Consider the following 21,492-nt stretch of genomic DNA (forward strand, 5'->3'; position numbering starts at 1 on the left):
CGGCGCAGTCCCTACCCAGTGTGCATTGTGATCGGTGCCTCAATTCGCCGCGCGCGAGATGATGTGCGGTCTTTGCTCCGGATAGTCCGCGTCCGTTCCGCACGAGCTCGCTTCGGGCGGTCTGGCAGGGCGAACAGACGGTCAGACGCAACGGTGCGTTGGTGCATCTCGATCAACCTGTTGGCTGGCCAGGGCCCCAATCGTCGAACTCGGCGAGGAACTCCTCCGACATGCCCAGCTCCCTCCGAACAGCGATCGTGAAGATGCGAAGCTCCGCGCGCAGCTCCTTTACAACCGACTGCTGACCAAAACGACGCTGTCGCTTACGGTCTCGGCCCAATGCGACCTCGCGCTCGTTCCAAGCCGCCCGCATTACCCAACGTGCCGCTTCCTGAACCTCCACCGAGTTGCTCGTCAATAGGAGGCGCTCGTATTGGATTCGCAGGATTGCGTGGGACTCGACGAGCTTGTCGCGGAGCTCCGCGGACGCTTGATCTGGCTTGAGCAATCCAGAGGCGTATTCGCCCTGCTGAAGGACGAGGCCGGCAAGACTGGCTGATTCATCCCGCAGTCTGGCAAGTCGCTCATCATCGACCTTGGAACCGGCTAGGGCAAGGTCGTGGTATGCCTTGACTTTCGCCAGTTCGACGTCCTGGTTCGACTTCAGTTCCGCGAGTACGACTTCATGTTTCCGGCGGCTGCGCGCCTGCCACGTCGTCAACACAGCCGCGTTGATCAGGCTGACGATGGCCGCGATACAAGCGCTGACGACGATCCAAGGGAAAGGGTCAGGAACATTGGGTGCAGCTGCGAAGGTCACCGGCGCATTCTTCGGCTCGACGCCACCCTGTGCAAACCGTCTCGTGGCCGACACCTGTAATGGTGTCAGCCGACATGGCGACGCAACACGTGGCCACTTGATGCACTCGACACCCGTTCCCAACGGTTGAACCGAGCGCGATGGGTCGTGGCCTCTGGCTCACAGCGCTCGGTCGCGCCATTCCGCCGCGTGGCGGCGCCTCGAGCACGAATACGACGGCCTGCCGACGCCTTCCCGGCCGCCTCGAACGGTGCGACGATCAGCCAGGAGGTCCGAGATGCCGCGCCAGATCATCACGACACCGAACGCACCGAGTTCGCCGCTGTTCAGCCAGGCGGTCCGGGCCGGCTCCCAGGTCTTCGTCTCGGGCACGACCGGCATCGATCCGAGCACGGGTCGGATGGCCGGTGACAGCATCCAGGCGCAGACCCGCCAGGCGTTGGCGAACTGCGAGGCGATCCTGCGGGAGGCCGGTGGCACGCTCGACGATGTCGTCGAGGTGGGGGTGCTGCTCACCGACCCGGACGACTTCGCGGGGATGAACGAGGAGTACGCGCGGTGGTTCCCGTCCGACCCACCGGCCCGCTACGCGGCCAAGCTGGGGGCGAACGTCCCGGGACTGCTCGTGTCGATCCGCATGACGGCGTGGGTCGACTGAAGGGCGGTCGGACTCCTAGCTCAGCAGGTGGTCGAGGGCGCGACCCATGACGGCGTCGCGCTCGGCGTCGGTGGACACCCCCTCCAGCCCGAAGCCGACGAGCAGCGAGCGCGGGGTGGCGATCGTGTTGCCGACCGGGAAGCCGGAGGCGTCGGTCTGGATGAAGTTGTTGGCGTTGGCGCCGCTGCCGGCGGGCGGGCCGGTGACCTGCCAGCCGCCGAGGTCGGTCTCGAACGACGTGGTGGTGCCGTCAGGGAGCGTGATGTCGTCGAGGAAGACGCCGATGCCCTGGGTGGACCAGTCGCTGGCGTACCCGATCGACACCTCGACGCTCTGCCCGGCGTACGCCGAGAGGTCGACGCTCCATTGCTGCCAGCCGCTCGAGTTGCCGCTCGCCGCGTTCCAGGCGCCGGTGGTGCCGGTCGGGTCGCACGCCGAGGGACCGTTCTGGGTCTGGTAGTGGTCCATCTGCGGGTGCAGGGTGCGCCAACCGCCGGAGTTCTCCCCCTTGCAGCTCTCGCCGGTCGCCTGCGTGGTGTGGCCGTTGGCGTCCGGCAGGGTCGTCCAGTCGTCACCGCCCGGGGTGCGCGCCTCGACGAACAGGTGGTCCCAGTCCGCCTCGGTGTCGTACGACGTCCAGAACGTCATCGACCCGCCACCGGCCGGGACGGCGATCTCCCGGGTGACCCGCTTGTAGGAGGCGTCGGCGATCTGCGAGTAGAGGTACTTGTCGCCGGTGTGCGGCACGAACGGCCCGCCGGGCTTGTCGTAGCGCGACGCCGGCCAGCTGTCGAACTGCGGGAACGTGTCGGTCGGCAGGATGCCGCTCGTCGAGATGAACGACGACCTGCGCAGCGTGTTGCCGGCGAAGACCGGGTCGTCGAGGCCCCATGACAGACCGGCGAAGGGGTCGGCGACCCCGACGGAGTCGAACGCCGTCCCGTCGTCAGCGAGCCCGTCGTTGGCCACGGCCAGGTAGCCGCCGAGGTAGTACTGCAGCACGTCGTTGGTCGTGTCGCCGCCGAAGAACGAGCCGTACGTCGGCAGGCAGCGCCGCGGGTCGATGTCGGCCGGCGCCGGGTTGCAGACGATCGTGCCCTGGGGGTCGTAGAGCTGGGCCCCCACGTTGGTCGTGTACTGCTGCCCGGCCGCGTCGCCGGCGAGCATCGCCTTGCCGCCCTCGTTGAGGTAGGAGCGGAGCTCGAGCAGCTCGTCGATCGCGAGTCGGTCGGCGTTGCCGCCGCCACGACCGGCGGTGCGGGTGACGAGGTCGTCGCCGGTCTCCCAGACCACGGCGTCGTAGTGGCTGAGCACGCCGAGGGCGTCGGGCGCGACCCGGCCGGCCGCGTCGATGTCGTAGAGGTCCGAGCCCTCGCCGTTGGCAGCGAGCGCATCGGTGTACGCCGCGGCGTGGTGCGGGCCGTCCGTCGGCTGCACCGGGGAGGCGCCCGTGTAGTCCTCGGCGGCGACCACCAGCACGTCGTTGCGGGACTCGGACACGGCGTCGTAGGTGAACGACTCGCTGCGCTTGCCGCGCGCCTCGAACCAGACCTTGACCTTGTCGCCCGGGTCGGTGCCGCGGACGACGCCGCGGACCTGGTGGTAGTAGACCGCCGCCGGGTCGTACGTCGACCCGCCGCGCCACTCGTGGGTGGAGGCCTGGCGGACCCGACCGTGGTTGATGCGGTACTTCAGCGTCACCTTGCCCAGGCTCCGCTTGGCGAGCACGGCGACCGGCTGCGGGTCGCCGTACGACTGGGTGAAGCTGAGCTGGACGCCCGGGTTGCCGCTCTTGTAGGGGTCCTCGCTGTCCAGGTAGAACGGCTTGGTCTCGATGCCGGTCACGGTCTTCGGGTCGTCGGGGTCGTCCGCCGACCGCGCGACCGAGTCGGCGAAGGGCAGGTTGCGCTCGAACTCCGCCTGCACCAGTGCGTCGTCGTCGGGGAAGACGAACCCGCAGCCGTCGCAGCCCTCGGACAGCTCCGGCGTCCACGCCAAGGTGCCCGTGCTCGCGTGCGCGTAGTCGGTGGTCTCGCCGTTGGTGACGTAGAGGACGTCGGAGCTCAGGCCCGGGTGGAAGTCGGCGATCGCCGGAGCGTCGAGGTTGCCGGACATCGCGTAGTAGATCGGGTCGTCCGCGGTCGGGGTGCCGGTCTGCCAACCCTCGGCGTAGAGCAGCCACTGCCCGGCCGAGTGGTAGTTGACCTGGAACGCGAACCGGATCCGGTCGAGCAGGCCGACCATCGCCCGGGTCTCCGGCTCCGACAGCGCCGCCGGGCCGCGGTAGGTCTCGCTGGACTGGATGGACGACGAGCCCTCCTCGTCGTAGCCCCAGTGGTTGGGGAAGTTGCGGTTGGGGTCGACGCCGTCGCCGACCTGGGTCTGCCCGTCGCCGTTGTTGTCGCGCAGGTTCTTCCGCCACAGCCGCTCGTGGTCGAACGTGTACTGGTAGCCGTCCGGGTTGGCGACCAGCACGAACCACAGCTCGGTGCTCTTCAGCAGCTTCCTGATCTGCTTGTCGTGCGCCCGCCACCCGTCGATGTAGTGGTTCATGAGGCGGCGGTTGACCTCGGTCGAGATCCACTCGCGCGCGTGCTGGGTCGAGCTGTAGAGGACGGCCGGGCGCTTGCCGTCCTTGGTCTTCTGGGCGTCCTCGGTCACCTTGACGGCCAGGATCTCGCGGCCCTGGCCGGTGTGGCCGATCACCTTCAGCTTCACGAGGCCGGGGTTCTTGCGCGCCGCGGCGTACAGCTGGTCGCGGATGCCGCCCGGCTCGTCGTACGAGCGCCAGACGTTGTAGCCACCGACCGCCTGCTTGGCGGCGAACTGGCGGACGGTCAGGCCGCCCTTGACCCGGGTCAGCCTGACGTCGAGGCCCTGCGCCTCGAGCTTGTCGGCCTGCGCCCCGTCGAGCACCACGCCCAGCTGCAGCCCGCCGGCGACCGGCTTCTGGTCGGTCACCTCCACGCCCAGGTCGGAGACGGCGGAGAGCTCGGCCGGCGTGGCCGTCACCGTGTAGGCGTCCAGCCGGTCGGGATCACGCCCCGGAGCCGCGGGTGCTGCGGTGGCGGCCGTGAGACCGACGCACAGGGCGGTGACGACCGCGAGGACCAGGGACCCGACGAACCAGCTGCGCATGTGCCGTACCTCCGAGGAAGGCCCCCCGGTTGTCTCGGAGTCTTGCAGCGGCTCCGCCCTCAGGCGTCCCCAATTTGGGGGGTGCCTCGGTCCCGGCCCGGTGTCAGGGCAGCCGGTAGGCGCGCCCGTCGGTCCAGTGGGTCTCGGGGATCCCGAGCGCGCGGAGCACGGTCGGCATGATGTCGACCGACCGCATCGCGTCCCGGGGCCGGGCGCCGGCCTTCACGCCCGGTCCGGAGAACACGATCGGGATCCGCTGCACGCTCTCCTGCGCGCCCCCGTGGTCGCCGGCCACCCCGTAGCTCGTGTTGTCGCGCAGCAGCCCGATCACGTCGGCGCCGTAGTCGGCCGCGGCGGTGTCCACGATCTCCTGCCCGTGCTGTCGCCACCAGCGCCACTCCGACGACGTCCACCGCGAGCGTGGCGCGTGGGAGACCAGCCGGTAGTGGTCGCCCGCCAGGACGTACGTCGCGCGCACCCCGGCGAGGGTCGACATCACCGCGGCGGCATCCTGCTTCGCCGACCAGGACCGGTCGACCAGCCAGGTGCGGATCGCCGAGTCCTGCATGCTCATCTCGACGTTGCCGGTCTCGTCGACGAGCCGCTGGATCTCGGGCTGTGGAGTCAGGTAGGTCTCGTCCGCGTCGGAGCCGTAGTACCAGTTCAGGTTGCCGCGACCGAGGCCGTCGACGCCGTAGAAGTGCTTGCTGGTCAGCTGGGCGTGGTCGGTGGTCAGCACGATCAGCGTGTCGTCGAGCAGCCCGTCGTCCTTCAGGCGCTGGACGACCCGGCCGACCTGCTCGTCCGCCGTCCGCGCCATCGCCGCCATGTGCACGCCCGGGTCGCCGCCGGCGTACGGCGGCCGGTCGTTCAGCCCACCCCACATGTGCCCGGCCTTGTCGATGCCGCCGTACGTCAGCAGCAGGCCGCTCCAGTCCTCGTGGTCCATCACCTGGAAGGCGGCGTCGGTCACCCAGACGTCACCGCCCTGGTGGGCCGGGTCCGTCCCGGGCACGTCGCGGTTGCCCTCGAGGGGATACATCCAGGCCGGCGAGGTGGTGCGGGTGCCGTAGTCGAGGTTGCGGTCGGCGTCGACGTAGAAGCGACCGCAGACGGGGCTGGAGATGTACGACGGCACCCCGACGCCGGCGGGGCCGCGCCAGGTGAGGTCGGTCGGCTCGTTGGGCACGTCGTCACAGTCGGCGTTGCGGCTGCCGAACGTGATCCGCATGTCGGCGCCCGGGCCGCCCATCGTGTTGACGGCGTAGTTCTTCTCGCCGATCGCCGCGACGACCTTCCCGGGATAGGCCGCGTGGAGGTAGTCGGCGAGCTTCGGGTAGCCGCCGGCGTTGATCAGCGTGTCGAACTGGGTGGCCGACATCGACCCGGTGACGTAGCGGCCGCCGACGGGCCCGAGCAGGCCCTGCGTGTCGCGGAACCACTCGTCCGACCAGCCCATGTGCTGGGGCAGCATCCCGCTGGTCATCACGTTGTGCGAGACCACGGTCTCCGACCCCATGTGCCCGAGGTAGGCGTCGGGGTACGACGCCCCGCTGCGCATCAGTCGCTTGACGTTCTTCATGTCGAAGGCGTCGATGAACTCCGGCCGGAGCTGGTCGAGCACGATCTGCACGACACGCGTCGGCCGGTCGGGACCGTGCCCGTGGCCGGGATGACCCGACCTCGAGGCATCCGCCGAACCTGCGCCCACCACCGGGAGCACGGCAGCCGCCAGCACCCCGATCGTGGCCGCGGCGAAGGTGGAGTACCGGATCCGACGGCTCATGACGCGCTCCCAGGGACTGGCGGCTCAGCCCCCACCCGCCTCGTCATCATCGAGGTGGGCGCGCTCCGCCCGCGTCCCCGAAGTTGGGGATGCGTCCCCGCCGTCCGCAGGTCAGCGGAAGGTGTGCACCATCTCGCCGATGCCGGCGACCCAGGTGCGCAGCGTCTCGCCGGGCTGCAGGAAGCGCTGCGGCGAGCGGCCGAGGCCGACGCCGTCGGGGGTGCCGGTGAAGACGACGTCGCCGGGCAACAGCGTGACGACCTCGGAGAGGGCCGCGATGCTGCGCGGGATCGAGTAGATCAGTTTGCTGGTGCGCCCGTCCTGGACGGTCTCGCCGTCGATCGAACAGCCGAGGGCGAGGTCGTCGCGGTCGTCGAGCTCGTCGGTGGTCACGAGCCAGGGCCCCATCGGGCTGAACTTCGGGTACGACTTGGCGAGGCCGAACTGCGGGGCCGGGCCGGCCATCTGCGAGATCCGCTCGGAGAGGTCCTGGCCGATCGTCACGCCGGCGACGTGGTCCCACGCCTCCTCGAGCGAGATGCGGTGCGCCGCGCGCCCGATGACGGCGACGACCTCGACCTCCCAGTCGGTATGGCCGCCGGGCGGCAGGTCGACCACCCCGCGGGGGCCGGTGATGCTGCTGGCGAACTTCGCGAAGACCGGCGGCAGCGTCGAGGGCACCTCGTAGCCGGTCTCGTGGGCGTGCTCCTCGTAGTTGAGGCCGATCGCGATCGCCTGGGCCGGGCGCGGCGAGGGAGCACCGAGCAGCTCGGGATCCAGTACGACGTCCGGCGCACCGCCGGCGGCGGTCGACGCCCAGGCGAGGAACTCGTCCCACCGCGGGTAGAGCGACTCGACCGCCGGGCCGAAGGCCCCGGCGCTGGCCCGCTCGACGTCGATCCCCTTGTCGTCGGCGACGACGATGACGGCACGGCCGTCGTGGTTGGCGATGCGCATCCGGGCTCCTAGACCACGCCGTCGACCAGGCCGGTGAGCAGCGTGGTGAAGGTCGTGGGGTGCTCGATCTGGGTCCAGTGGCCGCAGCGGCCGATCACGAAGAGGTTCGCGTTCGGCAGGTGGTCGGCGAAGTAGCGGCTGGCGGCCACCGGGATGATCCGGTCGTCGCGCCCGTGCACGACGAGGACGTCGTGGGAGATGCCGGCCAGCTCCTCGGGCGAGAAGAAGCGCCGGGCGCCGGCCGGGTCGAAGCTGGCGGCGTGCGAGCGCTGCACGTCGGCGCGCTCGACGTACGCCATCCGCTCCTTGACCACCCGGTCGATGACCGGACGCATCGGCTCGAGGTCGAAGACGAACTCGCCGAGCAGCGACTCCAGGCTCTCCGCCGACGGCGCGTCGTAGAACGTGCGCAGGTGCGCCAGACCGGGCGAGACCGGCATGTCCGGCGCTCCCCCGCTGCCCATGAGCAGGATCTTGCCGACCCGCTCCGGCGCCGCGAGGGCCATCAGCAGGGCGAGCTGGCCGCCCATCGAGTTGCCGACGAGGTGCACCCGGTCGAGGCCGAGCTCGTCGAGCAGGCCGAGCAGCGCCTCGGCGCGCAGCTCGTTGAAGGGGCCCATGCCGCGCGGCGGGTCGAGCGGGTGCGTCGAGTCGCCGAACCCGATCATGTCCGGCGCCAGGCAGTGGAAGCGCTGCCCGAGGTCCTCGATGATCCGCTCCCAGTTGGAGAGGCCGGTGGCGCCCGGGCCGGACCCGTGCAGGAAGAGCACGGTCTCGGCGGCCGGGTCGCCGCTCTCGTACAGACGGAACGCGAGGTCGCCGACAGCCACGTCGCTGGTGCGGATCACAGGTGCACCTCCACCGGGTTGTCGCTCCCGAGGTGCCGGCCGGCCCAGGCGCGGGCCAGCGGGTCGGCGTAGAGGAACGCGTGGCTGCTGGCGGAGACGACGTCCTGGTACTTCGCCTGCAGCGGGTGGTCGAGGAAGGCCGACCGGCCGCTCGACACCCGCATCAGCTCCTGCGCCGCATCGGTCGCGGCGTTCGCGGCCTTGGCGACGTCCCAGCGGTAGTAGGCGCGCTGCTCGCGCGAGGGCACCTGACGGGCCTCGGCGTACTCCATCAGCTCGACGGCGGTGCGGCGCACCTTGAGCCGCGCGGCGTCGAGCAGCCACTCGGCGTCGGCGAGGTGGCGCTGCACGACCCCCTCCTCGCGCAGCATCTGCCCGTAGTTCGTACGGCGGGTGCGGGTCTCGGCGACCCAGCAGTCCATGAAGCCCTGGGCGGCGCCGATCGCGCCGGCCGCGATGATCAGGTTGAACAGCCCCGCCCACGGCACCCGGTAGAGCGCACCGTCGTTGAGCTCCTGCCCGGGCAGCGGCGTGCCGAGACCGTGCGTGTAGAAGAGGTGGGACTGCCCGCGCCGCTCCGGCACGAACACCTCGTCGACGACGACGTCGTTGCTGCCCGTGCCGCGCAGCCCGGCGACGTCCCAGGTGCGCTCGACCCGGTAGTCGGCACGGTCCAGGATCACCGCCGTGAAGTCGGGGTGCTCGGTGCCGTTGATCTCGCGGGTGCCGGCGATGCCGCCGAGGAGCACGCCGTCGCACCACTCGATGCCGGACGAGAAGGACCAGCGGCCCGAGACCCGGTAGCCGCCGTCGACCTTCTCGATCCGGCCGGTCGGGGTGTACGACGACGCGATCGCCCGGTCCGGGGTGTCACCCCAGAGCTCGGCCTGCGTCTCCTCGGGGAAGAGCGCGATCTGCCACGGGTGCACGCCGACGACCGACGCCACCCACCCGGCCGAGGCGGAGTGCCGGCCGATCTCGATGATCGCGTCGGCGTACTCGACGACGCTCGTCTCCCCGCCGCCCCAGCGGGCCGGCTGGAGCGCGCGCAGCACGCCGGTGGACTGGAGGGCCTGCCAGGCCTCCTCGGTCAGGCGGCCGCGGGCGCCGCTCTCGGCGTCGCTGGCGGCGAGCACGGGCGCGGCGGCGCGCGCCTTCTCGGCAAGGGTCATCAGAGGAGCTCCCGTTCGGGATCGTTCGAGTGGGTCAGAGGTACGGCGGTCAGAGCCGGCCGTCGAGGAAGTCGCGCAGGATCGCCTGGAACCGCTCGGCCTGCTCGACCTGGGTCCAGTGCCCGCACCGGTTCATGACGTAGAGGTCGGCGGCGGGCAGGTGCTCGGCCAGGTAGTAGCTGGAGTCGATCGGCACGATCACGTCCTGGCGGCCGTGCACGACGAGGGTCGGTACGTCGATCCGCGCGAGGTCGTCGGGGGCGAAGGTGAGCATCTCCCCCTCGCCGAACATGCCGCGGTGCGCGGCCTCGATCTCGGGCCGGCCGACCAGCTCCATCCGACCGGCCGCGAAGTCCTCGATCCGGTCGCCGAAGGCCGCCTTGTCGTGGACGAACTGGGTGAGCAGCGCGGTCATCGCCTCGACGCTCGGGTCGTCGAAGAACGTCACCAGCTTGATCAGCTGCGGCGTCGGCGCGAGCCCGGGCATGCCACCCGAGCCCATCAGCACCATCCGCTCCACCAGGTCGGGCCGGAGCTGGCAGATGCGCAGCGAGTACATGCCGCCCATCGAGTTGCCCACGAGCGTCACCCGGGAGACGCCCATCGCGTCGAGCATCTGCAGCAGCGCGTCGATGCGCACCTCGGCGTTGGCCTTGAAGCCCTGCGGCTGGGGGTCCGGGTGGCTGGACTCCCCGAAGCCGAGGATGTCCGGCGCGATGCAGTGGAACCGGTCGCCCAGCCCGGCCATCACGCTCTCCCAGTTGGCTCGGGCGGTGACGCCCGGGCCGGAGCCGTGCAGGAAGAGCAGTGCCGGCTGGCCGGGCGCGCCCGACTCGAGCACCCGGAGGTGTCGGCCGCTCTCGATCGCGACGTCGGACTCGCGTACGGCGGCCCGCTGGTCGACCGAGTGCGCGACGGCGGTCACGCGGACGCCTCGTCGACCATGCGGAAGATTCCGGGAGGACCGTCCAGGTAGGCCTGGGAGCGGTGGTGGCCCCAGATGCTCGGCAGGTCGTGGGTGCCGGCGACCCAGGTGAGGTCGTCGACGGCGATGCCGCCGAAGCCGTACTCGATCTGCATGCTCGACGGCGTCTGCACGTAGATCGAGGTCATCAGGTCGTTGGTGTGCCGACCGAGCGACAGCAGGATCTCGCGCTCCGTGTCCTCGGTGAAGAGGTCGACGGCCGCGCCGAGGTCGTCCATGTTCTCGACCTCGATCATCAGGTGGTTGATGCCGGTCATGCCCGGGATCTCCGCGACCGCGAGCGAGTGGTGCCGGCCGTTGCAGTGGTAGAAGCGCAGGTTGAAGATGTCGCTGACCACGCGGTCAGAGAGCCGGAAGCCCAGCGTGTGCGCGTAGAACTCGTCGGCGGCCGCGAGGTCCGGGACGATCATCACGATGTGGCCCAGGCCGAGGTCACCGGTCACGAAGCCGCTCATCTTGCGGGCAGGCCAGAAGGAGTTGGGCAGGGAGTACTGGCCCCACACCAGCTCGTGCCGGTTGCCCCACGGGTCCTCGATCCAGTAGAGCTCGGCGACCTGGCGCTCCTTGAGCTCCTCCGGCGTGCCCTCGTGGACCTCCAGACCCTTGCCGCGCAGCTCGGCGACGTACGCGCGCAGCTCGGTCTCGTTGTGGCAGGCCCAGCCGGCGTAGCGGAACTCGTCCTGCTCGGCCGGGTGCACGGCGATCCGGTAGCCCTTGTCGTCGACGCGCAGGCGTACGGCGCCGTCGGGGCCGTCCTCGGCGAGCTGGGTGCCGAGCAGCCGAGTCCCGTAGTCGCGCCACTGCTGGTAGTTCGGGGACGCGATCCCCAGGTAGGCGAGTTGAGTGATCACAGCATGACCTCCGGTGCGGACGAGTCGAGAAGGGCGGCGCCGTAGTACTGGCCCACGGCGTCGGAGACGAGGAACGCGTGGCCGAGCTCGGCCGTGACGTCCTGGTAGGTGCGGTGCAGCGGGTGACTGGTGAAGACCGTGCGACCGCTGGCCACCCGCATCAGGTCGTTGATCGCGAAGCCCACCTGCTGGCAGCCGCGGGTGATGCCCCACCGGAGCCGGGCGCGCTCGCGCTTGTCGAGGCGTACGCCGGCCTCGGCCGCCTCGCTGATTGTGTCGATCGCGTCGTACATCTTGGCGACGGCGGCGTCGTGCACCCACTCGGCCTCGGCCAGGTGCATCTGCATCAGGGCGTCGTCCTTGACCATGCCGCCCCAGTTGGCGCGGCGGGTGCTGGTCTCGGCGGTCCAGTCGTCGAGGAACTTGCGGCCCAGCCCGAGCATCGGCGCGACCAGCACCAGGTTGAACATCACCGCCCAGGGGAGCTGGTAGAGCGGGTTCGGGTTCAGCGCGACGCCGGGCGCCGGGCGCTCCGCGTTGTACTCGTAGAGCGGGCTGGACAGGAAGCGGCGGGCGGGGAGGAAGGCGTCGTCGACGACGATGTCCTTGCTGCCCGTGCCCCGGCTGCCCGCGACGTGCCAGGTGTCGTCGATGACGTACTGGTCGCGCAGCAGCAGCGCGGAGCCGAAGTTGGGCACCTCAACGCCCGGGGCGACCTCGACGGTGCCCGCGAAGCCACCCAGGATCACGCCCTGGCAGTGGTCGCTGCCCGACGAGAAGGACCAGCGACCGCTGACCCGGTAGCCGCCGTCGACCGGCACGATCTTGCCGGTCGGCGCGTACGACGAGGAGGGCAGGAAGGTCGGGTCCTCGCCCCACACCTCCTGCTGGGTCTCCTCGTCGTAGAGGGCGACCTGCCAGGGGTGCGAGCCGACGACGCCGGCGACCCAACCGGCGGACGGGGCGATCCGGCCGAGCTCGTAGACCGAGGTCAGGTGCTCGCGCAGACCGAGCTCGCCACCGCCGAAGCGCTTCGGCTGCAGGCCGCGCAGCAGCCCGCTCTCGAGCATGTGCTTCCAGGTCTGGTCGGACAGCCGGCGCAGCTCGGCCGACTCCTCCTCGCCGGCCCGGAGCTCGGGCTCCAGACGCCGGATCTCGTCGAGGACTGTCATGCGGAACGCCTCTCCATCGAAGACACGAGGTGACCGTCGTCTCTGTAACGATCACTACAGGTAACGGCACCGTAACTCTGTAGCGATCGTTCTGGCAAGGGGTTGCGGCAGCGACTTTCGGATGTCATGGTTCGTCTGTAGTGATCACTACACGGAATCCCGGAGACCAGGACGGAGCAGGCATGACGAGCACCTCCCGCGGCCCGATCCCGCACCTCGCCGACCTGGTCGGCGTCGGGCCGGCGCCGAGCGTCCACGAGCGGCGACTGGCACTGCGCGCCGCGCTCGCGGCGAGCACCGCCGGCGGCTCGCCCCTGGTGCTGCCGGGCGTGACCGACGCGCTCGGCGCGCGGCTCGTGGAGACCACCGGGTTCGCCGCGGCGTACGCCACCGGTGCAGGCCTCGCCAACGCGCAGTACGGCGTCCCCGACCTCGGCCTGGTCTCGCTCGGCGAGGTCGTCGACCACGTCGGCCGACTCTCCGAGGCCACCCGGCTGCCGCTCGTCGTCGACGCCGACACCGGGTACGGCGGCCCGCTCACCGCCATGCGCGCCACCCGCCAGCTCGAGCGCGCCGGCGCCGCCGCGCTGCAGCTCGAGGACCAGGAGATGCCCAAGCGCTGCGGGCACTTCGACGCGCACACCCTGATCCCGGTCGGCCACATGCAGGCCAAGATCGCCGCGGTGCTCGACGCCCGCGACGACGACGCCACCGTGCTCGTCGCGCGCACCGACGCCCGCAGCGCCGAGGGCCTCGACCGCGCCATCGAGCGCGCCCACGCCTACGTGGCCGCCGGCGCCGACGCGATCTTCGTCGAGGCACCCCGCACGGTCGACGAGCTGGCCCGCGTGGGACAGGAGCTCGCCGGTGTGCCGCTCGTCGTCAACGTCGTCGAGGGCGGCAAGACGCCCCAGCTGTCGCTGCAGGAGTACGCCGACCTCGGCTTCGGCGTCGTGCTCTACGCCAACTACCTGATGCGCTCGATGATGGCCGCCGGCCGCGACGCCCTGCGGCACCTGGCCGACACCGGCGAGACCGCGACCCGCGCCGACCGGATGGCCACCTGGGAGGACCGGCAGGCGCTCTTCGGGCTGCCGGCCTTCAGCGCCGCCGAGGCCCACCTCGACCAGCCCTGGGGCGAGCGGTGACGGCCGGCCTGCCGGTCGAGCACGAGCTGCCCGACCGCGTCGGTGTCCTCGTGCTCGGCAGCGGCCTGGCTGGCTGCGCCGCGCTGCTCGCGGCCGCCGAGGCGGGGCAGTACGCCGTCATGCTCGAGAAGACCGGCGACATCGGGGGCAGCACGGTCCGCTCCGCCGGGCTCTCCGCCTTCGCCGGCACGCGGGAGCAGCTCGCGCAGGGCATCGGCGACTCGGTCGAGCTGCTCAAGAAGGACCTGATGGAGACCGGGCGGCACGTCTGCGACGAGGCCCTGGTCGACCTCTACTGCGCCCACCAGCTCGAGACCTACGAGTGGCTCACCGGCCACGGGGTCGAGTACGGCGAGGTGCACGCCGCCTCCGGCCAGTCGGTCCCGCGGTCCCACCCGACCGACACCACCGGCATGCTCGTGCGACTGCTCCAGGCGGCCGGGAGGCTCGGCGCCCGGCTCCTGCTCGACACCGCGGCCGAGCGGCTGGTCCGCGACGACGGCCGGGTCGTCGGGGTCGACGTACGCACCGCGGGTGGCACCCACCGGATCCTCGCCGACGCGGTCGTCCTCGCGACCGGCGGCTTCGCCCGCAGCCCCGAGCTGCTCGACCGCTTCGCCCCGCAGATGCGGCACGCGCTCATCGCCGGCGGCGACGGCTGCACCGGCGACGGGCTGCTCATGGGCTGGCAGCTCGGCGCCGGTGTCGTGGACACGCCGTACGTGAAGGGGACCTACGGGATCTTCCACGAGCCGCACCCGGACGAGGACGGCACCGGCATCCTCGCCGTCTACAAGGGCGCGATCGCGGTCAACCGCGACGGGCGCCGCTTCGTCGACGAGTCCCTGCCTTACAAGGAGATCGGCGACGCGGCGCTCGCCCAGCCCGGTGTCACGACCTGGCAGGTCTTCGACGCGCAGGTGATGGCGCAGAGCAACGACGAGGTGCCGATCTACGAGTTCGCCGGTCGCTCTCGCGCCGGGATGCTGCTGGAGGCCGACTCCGTCGACGAGCTCGAGCAGCGGATCGGCCTGCCGGCCGGCGCCCTGGTCGCCACGGTCCACGACTACAACGGCCGCATCGCTGCAGGCGAGCCCGACGACCTCGGTCGCGCGCACCTCTCCGGTGGCGTCGGCCGGCCGTTCCCCCTCGAGCAGCCGCCGTTCTACGCCCACCCGTCCGGCACGGTCGTGCTCGCGACGTACTGCGGCCTCACCGTCGACACCCGGCTCCGCGTGCTCGACGTGTACGGCGAGCCGATCGAGCGGCTCTACGCCGCCGGCGAGGTGATCGGCGGCTTCCACGGCGGCGGCTACATGACCGGCACCTCGATCGGGAAGTCCGGCATCTTCGGCCGCCTGGCCGGCACCCACGCGGCCGCGGAGGAGAGTGAGCTCGAGTGGTGAGTCCCTTCGACCTGGACGGCCAGGTCGCGCTGGTGATCGGCGCGGCTCCCGGCGGCCTCGGTGCGCGCGCCGCGTCGGCGCTCGCGGACCACGGCGCGACGGTCGTGACGGCCGACCTCGCCGACGCCGAGCGCACCGTCGACGTCACGGACGAGTCGTCCGTCGCGGACCTGGTCGCCGGCGTGGTCGCCGAGCACGGCCGGCTCGACGTCGTCGTGAACGCCGCCGGCGTGATGCTGCGCAAGGCGTACGACGAGACCTCGGTCGAGGAGTTCGAGCACGTCGTCCGGGTCAACCTCACCGGCACCTGGATCGTCGCGCGCGAGGCGGGTCGCGTGATGGCGGCCCAGGGCCACGGACGCATCGTCAACCTGACCACGGTGTACGCCGAGCGCGTCGGGCCGGTGCCGGAGTCGGCGTACTACGCCTCCAAGGCCGGCGTCGTGAACGTGACCCGGGCGCTCGCCGCCGAGCTCGGTCCGCGCGGCGTCACCGTCAACTGCCTGGCGCCGGGCGTCTTCTACCCGACCAAGATGACCGCCGCGCTCGGCGCGGCACCCGAGCGGCTCGAGTGGTTCGCGAACCGGACCATGCTCGGCCGCCTCGGCGACCCCGACCGCGACTTCGCCGGTCCCCTGCTCCTGCTGGCCTCGCCGGCCTCGTCGTACGTCACCGGTCAGGTGCTGTACGTCGACGGCGGCTGGTCGGCCTGGTGACACCCGACCTCCCACAGACGAAGGAATCCCATGACTGACCCCCGCAAGGCCCTGCTGCTCCTCGACTACCAGGTCGCGCTGTGCGAGGAGGGCCCGCACCTGCGGATGCCCCCGCTCGCGGCCCAGGTCGCCGAGCGCGACGTGATCGCGACCGCCGAGCGCGTGCTCGGCGCGGCCCGGGGCGCCGGCTGGCTCGTCGTGCACGTCCGCCTCGCGTTCGACCCGACGTACGTCCTGCGCACCAACCGCCTGGCGCGCTTCGACGCCTATCCCGACCAGCGGGCGATGCTCGCCGACTCGCCCGAGGCGCAGATCGTCAAGGCGCTCGCGCCGATCGACGGCGAGCCGGTCGTCGACAAGGGCTGCGTCGACCCGTTCGTCGGCACGCCGCTCCTGCAGGTGCTCGCCGCGGAGGGCATCGGCGAGGTCGTCCTGGGCGGCGTCGCGACCAACCTCGTCGTCGAGTCGGCGGCGCGGCACGCGAGCGACGCCGGCCTCCAGGTCACGGTCGTCGAGGACATGTGCGCGTCGTTCCGGCCCGACTTCCACGACTTCTCGGTGCAGAGCATGCTGCCGCTCTTCGGCACCGTCACGACGGCCGACGAGCTGCTCGGGTCCCTGGCGTGAGCGCCCTCGTGGAGCAGTACGACGTCGTCGTGGTCGGCGGTGGCGTCGCCGGCCTGTCCGCGGCCTGCGCGGCGGCCGAGGCCGGCGCACGGGTGGTGCTGCTGGAGCGCTCGGTCGAGGCCGAGACCGGCGGCAACACCCGCTACACCGAGGCGTTCCTGCGGATGGCCTCCCTCGACGAGACCGCCGACGGCCTCGAGGACGCCCTCGTCGACGACTTCATGGGACACCCCGACCCGAGCGTCGTGCGCGACGCCGCGCTCCCGCCCGAGCGTCGCTCCGCGCTCTACCGAGCCCACCACCAGGTCGACCCCGACTACGTCGCGACGTTCGCGACGGAGGCTCCGGGCACGCTCGCCTGGATGGGCACCCACGGGCTGCGCTTCGAGTTCCTGCCCACGCCGTTCCTGACCACCTCGACGACCCGGATGGCGCCGGTCGGCGGCGGCCTGGCGATCGTGGAGACGATGGGCAAGGCGGCCCGCGGCCTCGGCGTCGAGATCCGCTTCGAGACCACCGCCCGGCGGCTGGTCGCCGACGCCGAGGCGGTGCGCGGCGTGCTCGCGCACACCCCGAGCGGACCGGTCGAGCTGCGCGGCCGGGTGGTCCTCGCCTCCGGTGGCTACCAGGGCAACGCCGAGATGATGGCCCGCTACCACGGGGACCGCGCGATGACCGCGCGTCCGGTGGCTCGCGGCGGCAACTTCAACAAGGGCGAGGGCATCGAGATGGCGCTCGCCCTCGGCGCTGCGACCGCCGGCAACTTCTCGCTCTTCCACGCCGAGCCCGTCGACCCCCGGTCGGGCGAGCCGGAGGCGGCGATCTTCTGCTTCCCGTACGGCGTCCTGGTCAACAGCGAGGGCCGCCGGTTCGTCGACGAGGCGCGCGGCCCGGTCGACGCCTGGTACGAGCGGACCACCCGCGACATCCAGGCCCAGACCGAGGGCGTCGCCTGGGTCGTGCTCGACCAGCAGTCGCTGGCGGTGCCCAACATCCGCTCCGGCGTCCGCACCGACCAGCCCCCGGTCACCGCCGCCACGATCGGCGCCCTCGCCGACCGCCTGGGCATCCCGGCCGACGCGCTCGAGGACACGGTCGCGACGTACAACGCGGCCTGCCCCGCCGGGGACTTCGACCACACCGCGCCCGACGGCCTCGCGACCACCGCGCTCACCCCGCCCAAGTCGAACTGGTCGCGCCCGCTCGTCGAGGGCCCGTTCGAGGCCTACCCGATCATGGCGGCCAACGTCTTCACCTTCGGCGGCCTCAAGACCACGGCCGACGCCGAGGTCGTCGACCGCGACGGCCGGGCGATCCCGGGCCTGTACGCCGCCGGCGAGATGACCGGCCTCTACTACTCGAACTACACCGGCTCGACGTCCGTCCTCCGCGGGGCGACGTTCGGCCGGATCGCGGGGACCCTGGCGGCGCGGGCATGAGGATCTGGCACCAGAGCTTCACGGTCCTCGACGACGTCCCGCACTACCGCGACGCGCTGGCCCGGCACCTCACCTCGCAGGCCGCGCCCGGCACCACGATCGACCTGCACGGGATGCGGCCGGGCACCTATCCGTCCGCCTACCCCGGCACCCACATCGGCCACGTCTACCTGGCCGGGCTGCACAAGGAGCAGTTCGTCGGTGCCGCCCTGCGCGCCCAGGACGAGGGCTACGACGCGTTCCTGATCGCGACGATCCCGGACACGGCGTACGAGGAGGTCCGCTCGCTGGTCGACATCCCCGTCGTCGCGTTCGGCCAGACCTCGGTGCTGATGGCCTCGATGCTCGGCGACCGCGTCGGCATCGTGAACTTCATCGAGGCGCTCGAGCCCCAGCTGCGCCGCAACCTGCGCAACTACCGGCTCGACGAGCTGGTCGGCCCGATCGTGCAGGTCGAGGCCGGCTTCACCGACGTGATGGCGGCGTACGCCGACCCGGCGCCACTGCTCGCGGCCTTCGAGGCCGCCGCACGCCGCGCGATCGCCGACGGCGCCAACGTCATCGTGCCGGGCGAGGGACCGCTCAACGTCTTCCTCGCCGACCAGGGCCTCACCCGCGTCGACGACGTGCCGGTGCTCGACTCCCTCGGCACCTGCGTCCGCGTCGCCGAGCTCCGCGCCGCGGCGGGCCAGCGCCCGTCGCGGCGCGGCTTCCACCACTCCCAGCCGGAGCGCGGCCTCGTCGACGCGGCCCGCGCCTTCTACGGGCTGGTGGACTGAGTGGAGACCCTCGAGGTGGACGTCGCCGTCGTCGGCGCCGGCGCGTGCGGCGTGATGACCGCGCTGCGCGCCTCCCGCGACCCCGACCTCGTGGTCGGCGTCTTCGAGAAGAGCCTGCGCGAGGGCTGCAACGCCGAGATCTCCAGCGGCAGCCTGGCCGCGGGCGGCACCCGCTTCCAGCGCGCGGCCGGCATCGACGACTCCCCGGAGCGCCACGCAGCCGACATCCTGGCGGCCAGCGGCGACCTCGCCCAGGCCGACGTCGTGCAGGCGCTCTGCGCCGCCGCCCCGGCGTACGTCGAGTGGATCGCCGACGAGCTCGGCTACCCCGTCGAGATCGGCACCGACCTGCCGCGGGCCGGCATGTCCGTGCCCCGCCTGCACAGCGACGCCGGGCGCCTCGGCGGCCGCCGCCTGATGCGCCACCTGCGCGAGGCGCTCGGCACCCGGTCCAACGTCGCGCTCGTCGACGAGGCGCCCGCGATCGGGCTGGTCGACGGCGGCGTGGTCGTGGAGCAGAACGGCGCACCGCTGGAGGTCCGGGCCGCGACGGTCGTGCTCGCCCTCGACGGCTTCGCCGCCAACCCCGCCCTGATGAAGGAGCACTGCTCGGACCTCGGCGACCCGTTCTACGGCGGTGTCACCACGAGCACCGGCGACGCGCTCCCGTGGCTGGTCGACCTCGGCGCCGAGCTGCGCAACCTGGGCTCGTGCCTGCGCTCCGGGCTCGTCGTGGTCGGCCACGGCACGCGGGTCAGCCCGTCGCTGCCGTTCCTCGGGACGGTCCTGCTCGACCTCGACGGCCGCCGGTTCGTCGACGAGCAGGCGCACGGCTACTCCGGCCTGGCCGCCGTCCTCCAGCAGCTGCCCGGCCAGCGCGCCGCGATGGTGTGGGACGCCGAGGCCCACGAGGCCGTGCGCGAGACCGAGATCATGCGGGAGACCGTCCGCGGCGGCGGCTTCCAGACGTACGCCGACCGCACCGCCCTCGCGGCGGCCCTCGGCGCCGACCCCGACCTCGAGCCGCTGCCCGGCAGACGCCGGCTCGCCGCGCCGTACCACCTCGCGTGGGTGACGCACGGCGTGCTCGCCACCCAGGGCGGCGTCGTCGTCGACCCCCTCGGCCGCGTCCTGCGCACCGACGGGTCCGTGATCCCCGGCCTGCGGGCGGGCGGCGGCACGGCCGTCGGGCTCGCCGGGCCCGACTCGAAGGGCTACGTCTCCGGCAACGGGCTGCTCTCGGCGTTCGGCATGGGCTGGATCATCGGCAACGACCTGGCGGGGGCGAGCGCGTGAGCGCCGTCGACCGGGCGGTCGCCCGGCTCCAGGAGGCGGAGGCGACCGGCGTGCCGTGCGCGCCGGTGCGCGACCTGGTCGGCGTCGACGTCGACCTCGCGTACGCCGTCCAGCAGCGGCTCATCGCCGACCGCGTTGCCGCCGGGTCGCGGGTGATCGGCCGCAAGATCGGGCTGACTTCGGCGGCGGTGCAGCGCCAGCTCGGCGTCGACCGACCCGACTTCGGCGTGCTCCTCGACGACATGGACGTCAGCGCCCTCGCCGAGGTCCCGAGCGCCCGGCTGCTGCAGCCGAAGGCCGAGGCGGAGCTGGCGTTCGTGCTCGGCGACGACCTCGCTCCGACCCACGTGGCCGCGGCCCTGGAGATCGTCGACAGCCGCATCCGCGGCTGGGACATCACGCTGGCGGACACCGTCGCCGACAACGCGTCGAGCGGCCTCTTCGTCGTCGGCGAGCTGGTCCCGATCGGCGCCGTCGTGCCGCGCGAGGTGACGATGCGGCTCTACGCGGACGGGGAGCTCGTCTCGCAGGGCAGCGGCGCGGACTGCCTCGGCGACCCGCTGGTCGCGCTCGACTGGCTCGCCCGCACCGCGGCCGCGTTCGGCAACCCGCTGCGGCCCGGTCAGGTCGTGCTGTCCGGCGCCCTCGGCCCGATGGTGCCGACACCGCCGGGCACCCGCATCCACGCCGAGATCGACGGGGTCGGCAGCGTCGACGCCCACTTCAGCAAGGAGACGAGATGAAGACCAAGGTCGCGATCATCGGGTCCGGCAACATCGGGACCGACCTGATGATCAAGGTGCTGCGCACCTCGAAGCACCTGGAGATGGGCGCGATGGTCGGGATCGACCCGGCCTCGGACGGCCTGGCCCGGGCGGCCCGGCTCGGGGTGCCGACCACGGCCGAGGGAGTCGACGGCCTGGTCGCGCTCCCCGGCTTCGACGAGATCGACATCGTCTTCGACGCCACGAGTGCGAAGGCCCACGAGCACCACGCGGCCCGGCTCACGCCGTACGGCAAGCGGCTGGTCGACCTGACCCCGGCGGCGCTCGGCCCGTACGTCGTGCCCGCGGTCAACCTCGACGACCACCTCGACGCGGTCGACGTCAACATGGTGACCTGCGGGGGGCAGGCCACCATCCCGGTCGTCGCCGCGATCGCCCGGGTGGTGCCGGTGCCCTACGCCGAGATCGTCACCTCGATCGCGTCGAAGTCGGCCGGACCGGGCACCCGCGCCAACATCGACGAGTTCACCGAGACCACCTCCGCCGCGATCGTCAGCGTCGGTGGAGCCGCCGCCGGCAAGGCGATCATCGTGCTCAACCCGGCCGAGCCGCCGCTGATCATGCGGGACACCGTGCTGTGCCTCGTCGACGCACCGGACGCGTCGATGCACGACGAGGTCCGGGCGAGCATCGAGAAGATGGTCGCCGACGTGGCGGCGTACGTGCCGGGCTACCGGCTCAAGCAGCAGGTGCAGATCACCGCGATCCCGCCGGACCAGCCGGTGCACACGCTCGCCGGCCCGACCGCGCGGCCGACCCACCAGGTCTCGGTCTTCCTCGAGGTCGAGGGCGCCGCGCACTACCTCCCGGCGTACGCCGGCAACCTCGACATCATGACCTCCGCCGCCCTCCAGGTGGCCGAACGCATCGCTGCCAGGAGCGCCGACTCGTGACCAAGATCTTCGTCCA

The 21,492-nt window shown here is 71.9% G+C and carries 19 protein-coding genes; 10 read left to right on the forward strand and 9 right to left on the reverse strand.

Annotation, left to right across the window (positions count from 1 at the left end; translation table 11 throughout):
- Positions 1 to 172 precede the first annotated feature (172 nt).
- Complete coding sequence (locus ASC77_RS15180) at positions 173 to 820, reverse strand: hypothetical protein (protein WP_156391121.1); 648 nt, start codon at positions 818 to 820, stop codon at positions 173 to 175.
- A 277-nt stretch (positions 821 to 1,097) separates the two neighbouring features.
- On the opposite strand from ASC77_RS15180, the gene ASC77_RS15185 reads away from it, so the two are divergent.
- A complete protein-coding gene (locus ASC77_RS15185; protein ID WP_056154648.1) occupies positions 1,098 to 1,478 on the forward strand; it encodes a RidA family protein in 381 nt (126 codons plus the stop codon).
- A gap of 15 nt (positions 1,479 to 1,493) precedes the next feature.
- Here ASC77_RS15185 and ASC77_RS15190 read toward each other — a convergent pair whose 3' ends face one another.
- The 8 genes from ASC77_RS15190 to ASC77_RS15225 all read right to left on the reverse strand — a co-directional run bounded on the left by ASC77_RS15190 (position 1,494) and on the right by ASC77_RS15225 (position 12,387).
- Positions 1,494 to 4,616 carry a M14 family metallopeptidase gene (locus ASC77_RS15190; protein WP_056154652.1) on the reverse strand — a complete coding sequence of 1,041 codons (3,123 nt, stop codon included), beginning with the start codon at positions 4,614 to 4,616 and terminating at the stop codon, positions 1,494 to 1,496.
- A gap of 103 nt (positions 4,617 to 4,719) precedes the next feature.
- A complete protein-coding gene (locus ASC77_RS15195) occupies positions 4,720 to 6,402 on the reverse strand; it encodes an alkaline phosphatase family protein (RefSeq protein WP_056154656.1) in 1,683 nt (560 codons plus the stop codon).
- Positions 6,403 to 6,513: 111 nt separating this feature from the next.
- Positions 6,514 to 7,359, reverse strand: coding sequence for a fumarylacetoacetate hydrolase family protein (locus ASC77_RS15200; protein ID WP_056154659.1), 846 nt, complete (start codon positions 7,357 to 7,359; stop codon positions 6,514 to 6,516).
- An 8-nt stretch (positions 7,360 to 7,367) separates the two neighbouring features.
- The gene (locus tag ASC77_RS15205) at positions 7,368 to 8,207 is read right to left on the reverse strand and encodes an alpha/beta fold hydrolase (RefSeq protein ID WP_056154661.1); all 840 of its coding nucleotides are present in this window, start codon (positions 8,205 to 8,207) and stop codon (positions 7,368 to 7,370) included.
- Positions 8,204 to 9,379 carry an acyl-CoA dehydrogenase family protein gene (locus ASC77_RS15210; protein ID WP_056154664.1) on the reverse strand — a complete coding sequence of 392 codons (1,176 nt, stop codon included), beginning with the start codon at positions 9,377 to 9,379 and terminating at the stop codon, positions 8,204 to 8,206. The genes ASC77_RS15205 and ASC77_RS15210 overlap by 4 nt, the downstream gene beginning before the upstream one ends.
- 49 nt (positions 9,380 to 9,428) lie before the next feature.
- On the reverse strand, positions 9,429 to 10,304 hold the full coding sequence (locus ASC77_RS15215; protein ID WP_056154667.1) for an alpha/beta fold hydrolase: 876 nt from the start codon (positions 10,302 to 10,304) through the stop codon (positions 9,429 to 9,431).
- Entirely contained in the window at positions 10,301 to 11,215 is a 915-nt protein-coding gene (locus ASC77_RS15220; protein ID WP_082574789.1) for a VOC family protein, read from the reverse strand. The genes ASC77_RS15215 and ASC77_RS15220 overlap by 4 nt, the downstream gene beginning before the upstream one ends.
- Positions 11,212 to 12,387: an acyl-CoA dehydrogenase family protein gene (locus tag ASC77_RS15225; protein ID WP_056154670.1), complete on the reverse strand. Its 1,176-nt coding sequence runs from the start codon at positions 12,385 to 12,387 to the stop codon at positions 11,212 to 11,214. Before ASC77_RS15225 ends, ASC77_RS15220 begins: the two co-directional genes overlap by 4 nt.
- Before the next feature lie 182 nt (positions 12,388 to 12,569).
- Here ASC77_RS15225 and ASC77_RS15230 point away from each other — a divergent pair, with 182 nt between their 5' ends.
- The 9 genes from ASC77_RS15230 to ASC77_RS15270 are packed head-to-tail and all read left to right on the forward strand — an operon-like array spanning position 12,570 to position 21,476.
- Positions 12,570 to 13,535: an isocitrate lyase/PEP mutase family protein gene (locus ASC77_RS15230; protein WP_082574791.1), complete on the forward strand. Its 966-nt coding sequence runs from the start codon at positions 12,570 to 12,572 to the stop codon at positions 13,533 to 13,535.
- Positions 13,532 to 14,941: an FAD-dependent oxidoreductase gene (locus ASC77_RS15235; RefSeq protein WP_056154674.1), complete on the forward strand. Its 1,410-nt coding sequence runs from the start codon at positions 13,532 to 13,534 to the stop codon at positions 14,939 to 14,941. Before ASC77_RS15230 ends, ASC77_RS15235 begins: the two co-directional genes overlap by 4 nt.
- Positions 14,938 to 15,657 carry an SDR family NAD(P)-dependent oxidoreductase gene (locus ASC77_RS15240; protein WP_235547703.1) on the forward strand — a complete coding sequence of 240 codons (720 nt, stop codon included), beginning with the start codon at positions 14,938 to 14,940 and terminating at the stop codon, positions 15,655 to 15,657. Before ASC77_RS15235 ends, ASC77_RS15240 begins: the two co-directional genes overlap by 4 nt.
- 30 nt (positions 15,658 to 15,687) lie before the next feature.
- Positions 15,688 to 16,284 (forward strand): cysteine hydrolase family protein, encoded by a 597-nt coding sequence (locus tag ASC77_RS15245; protein ID WP_056154680.1) that lies wholly within the window; start codon positions 15,688 to 15,690, stop codon positions 16,282 to 16,284.
- Positions 16,281 to 17,723, forward strand: a complete 1,443-nt coding sequence (locus ASC77_RS15250) for an FAD-dependent oxidoreductase (protein WP_056154684.1) — start codon at positions 16,281 to 16,283, stop codon at positions 17,721 to 17,723. Before ASC77_RS15245 ends, ASC77_RS15250 begins: the two co-directional genes overlap by 4 nt.
- Positions 17,720 to 18,502 (forward strand): aspartate/glutamate racemase family protein, encoded by a 783-nt coding sequence (locus ASC77_RS15255; RefSeq protein WP_056154686.1) that lies wholly within the window; start codon positions 17,720 to 17,722, stop codon positions 18,500 to 18,502. Before ASC77_RS15250 ends, ASC77_RS15255 begins: the two co-directional genes overlap by 4 nt.
- Entirely contained in the window at positions 18,503 to 19,798 is a 1,296-nt protein-coding gene (locus ASC77_RS15260; RefSeq protein ID WP_056154689.1) for an FAD-binding protein, read from the forward strand.
- The gene (locus ASC77_RS15265) at positions 19,795 to 20,541 is read left to right on the forward strand and encodes a 2-keto-4-pentenoate hydratase (protein WP_056154691.1); all 747 of its coding nucleotides are present in this window, start codon (positions 19,795 to 19,797) and stop codon (positions 20,539 to 20,541) included. The genes ASC77_RS15260 and ASC77_RS15265 overlap by 4 nt, the downstream gene beginning before the upstream one ends.
- Positions 20,538 to 21,476, forward strand: coding sequence for an acetaldehyde dehydrogenase (acetylating) (locus ASC77_RS15270; protein WP_056154694.1), 939 nt, complete (start codon positions 20,538 to 20,540; stop codon positions 21,474 to 21,476). Before ASC77_RS15265 ends, ASC77_RS15270 begins: the two co-directional genes overlap by 4 nt.
- The last annotated feature ends 16 nt before the right edge of the window (positions 21,477 to 21,492 follow it).

Source organism: Nocardioides sp. Root1257, from assembly GCF_001425175.1.
Lineage (GTDB): Bacteria > Actinomycetota > Actinomycetes > Propionibacteriales > Nocardioidaceae > Nocardioides.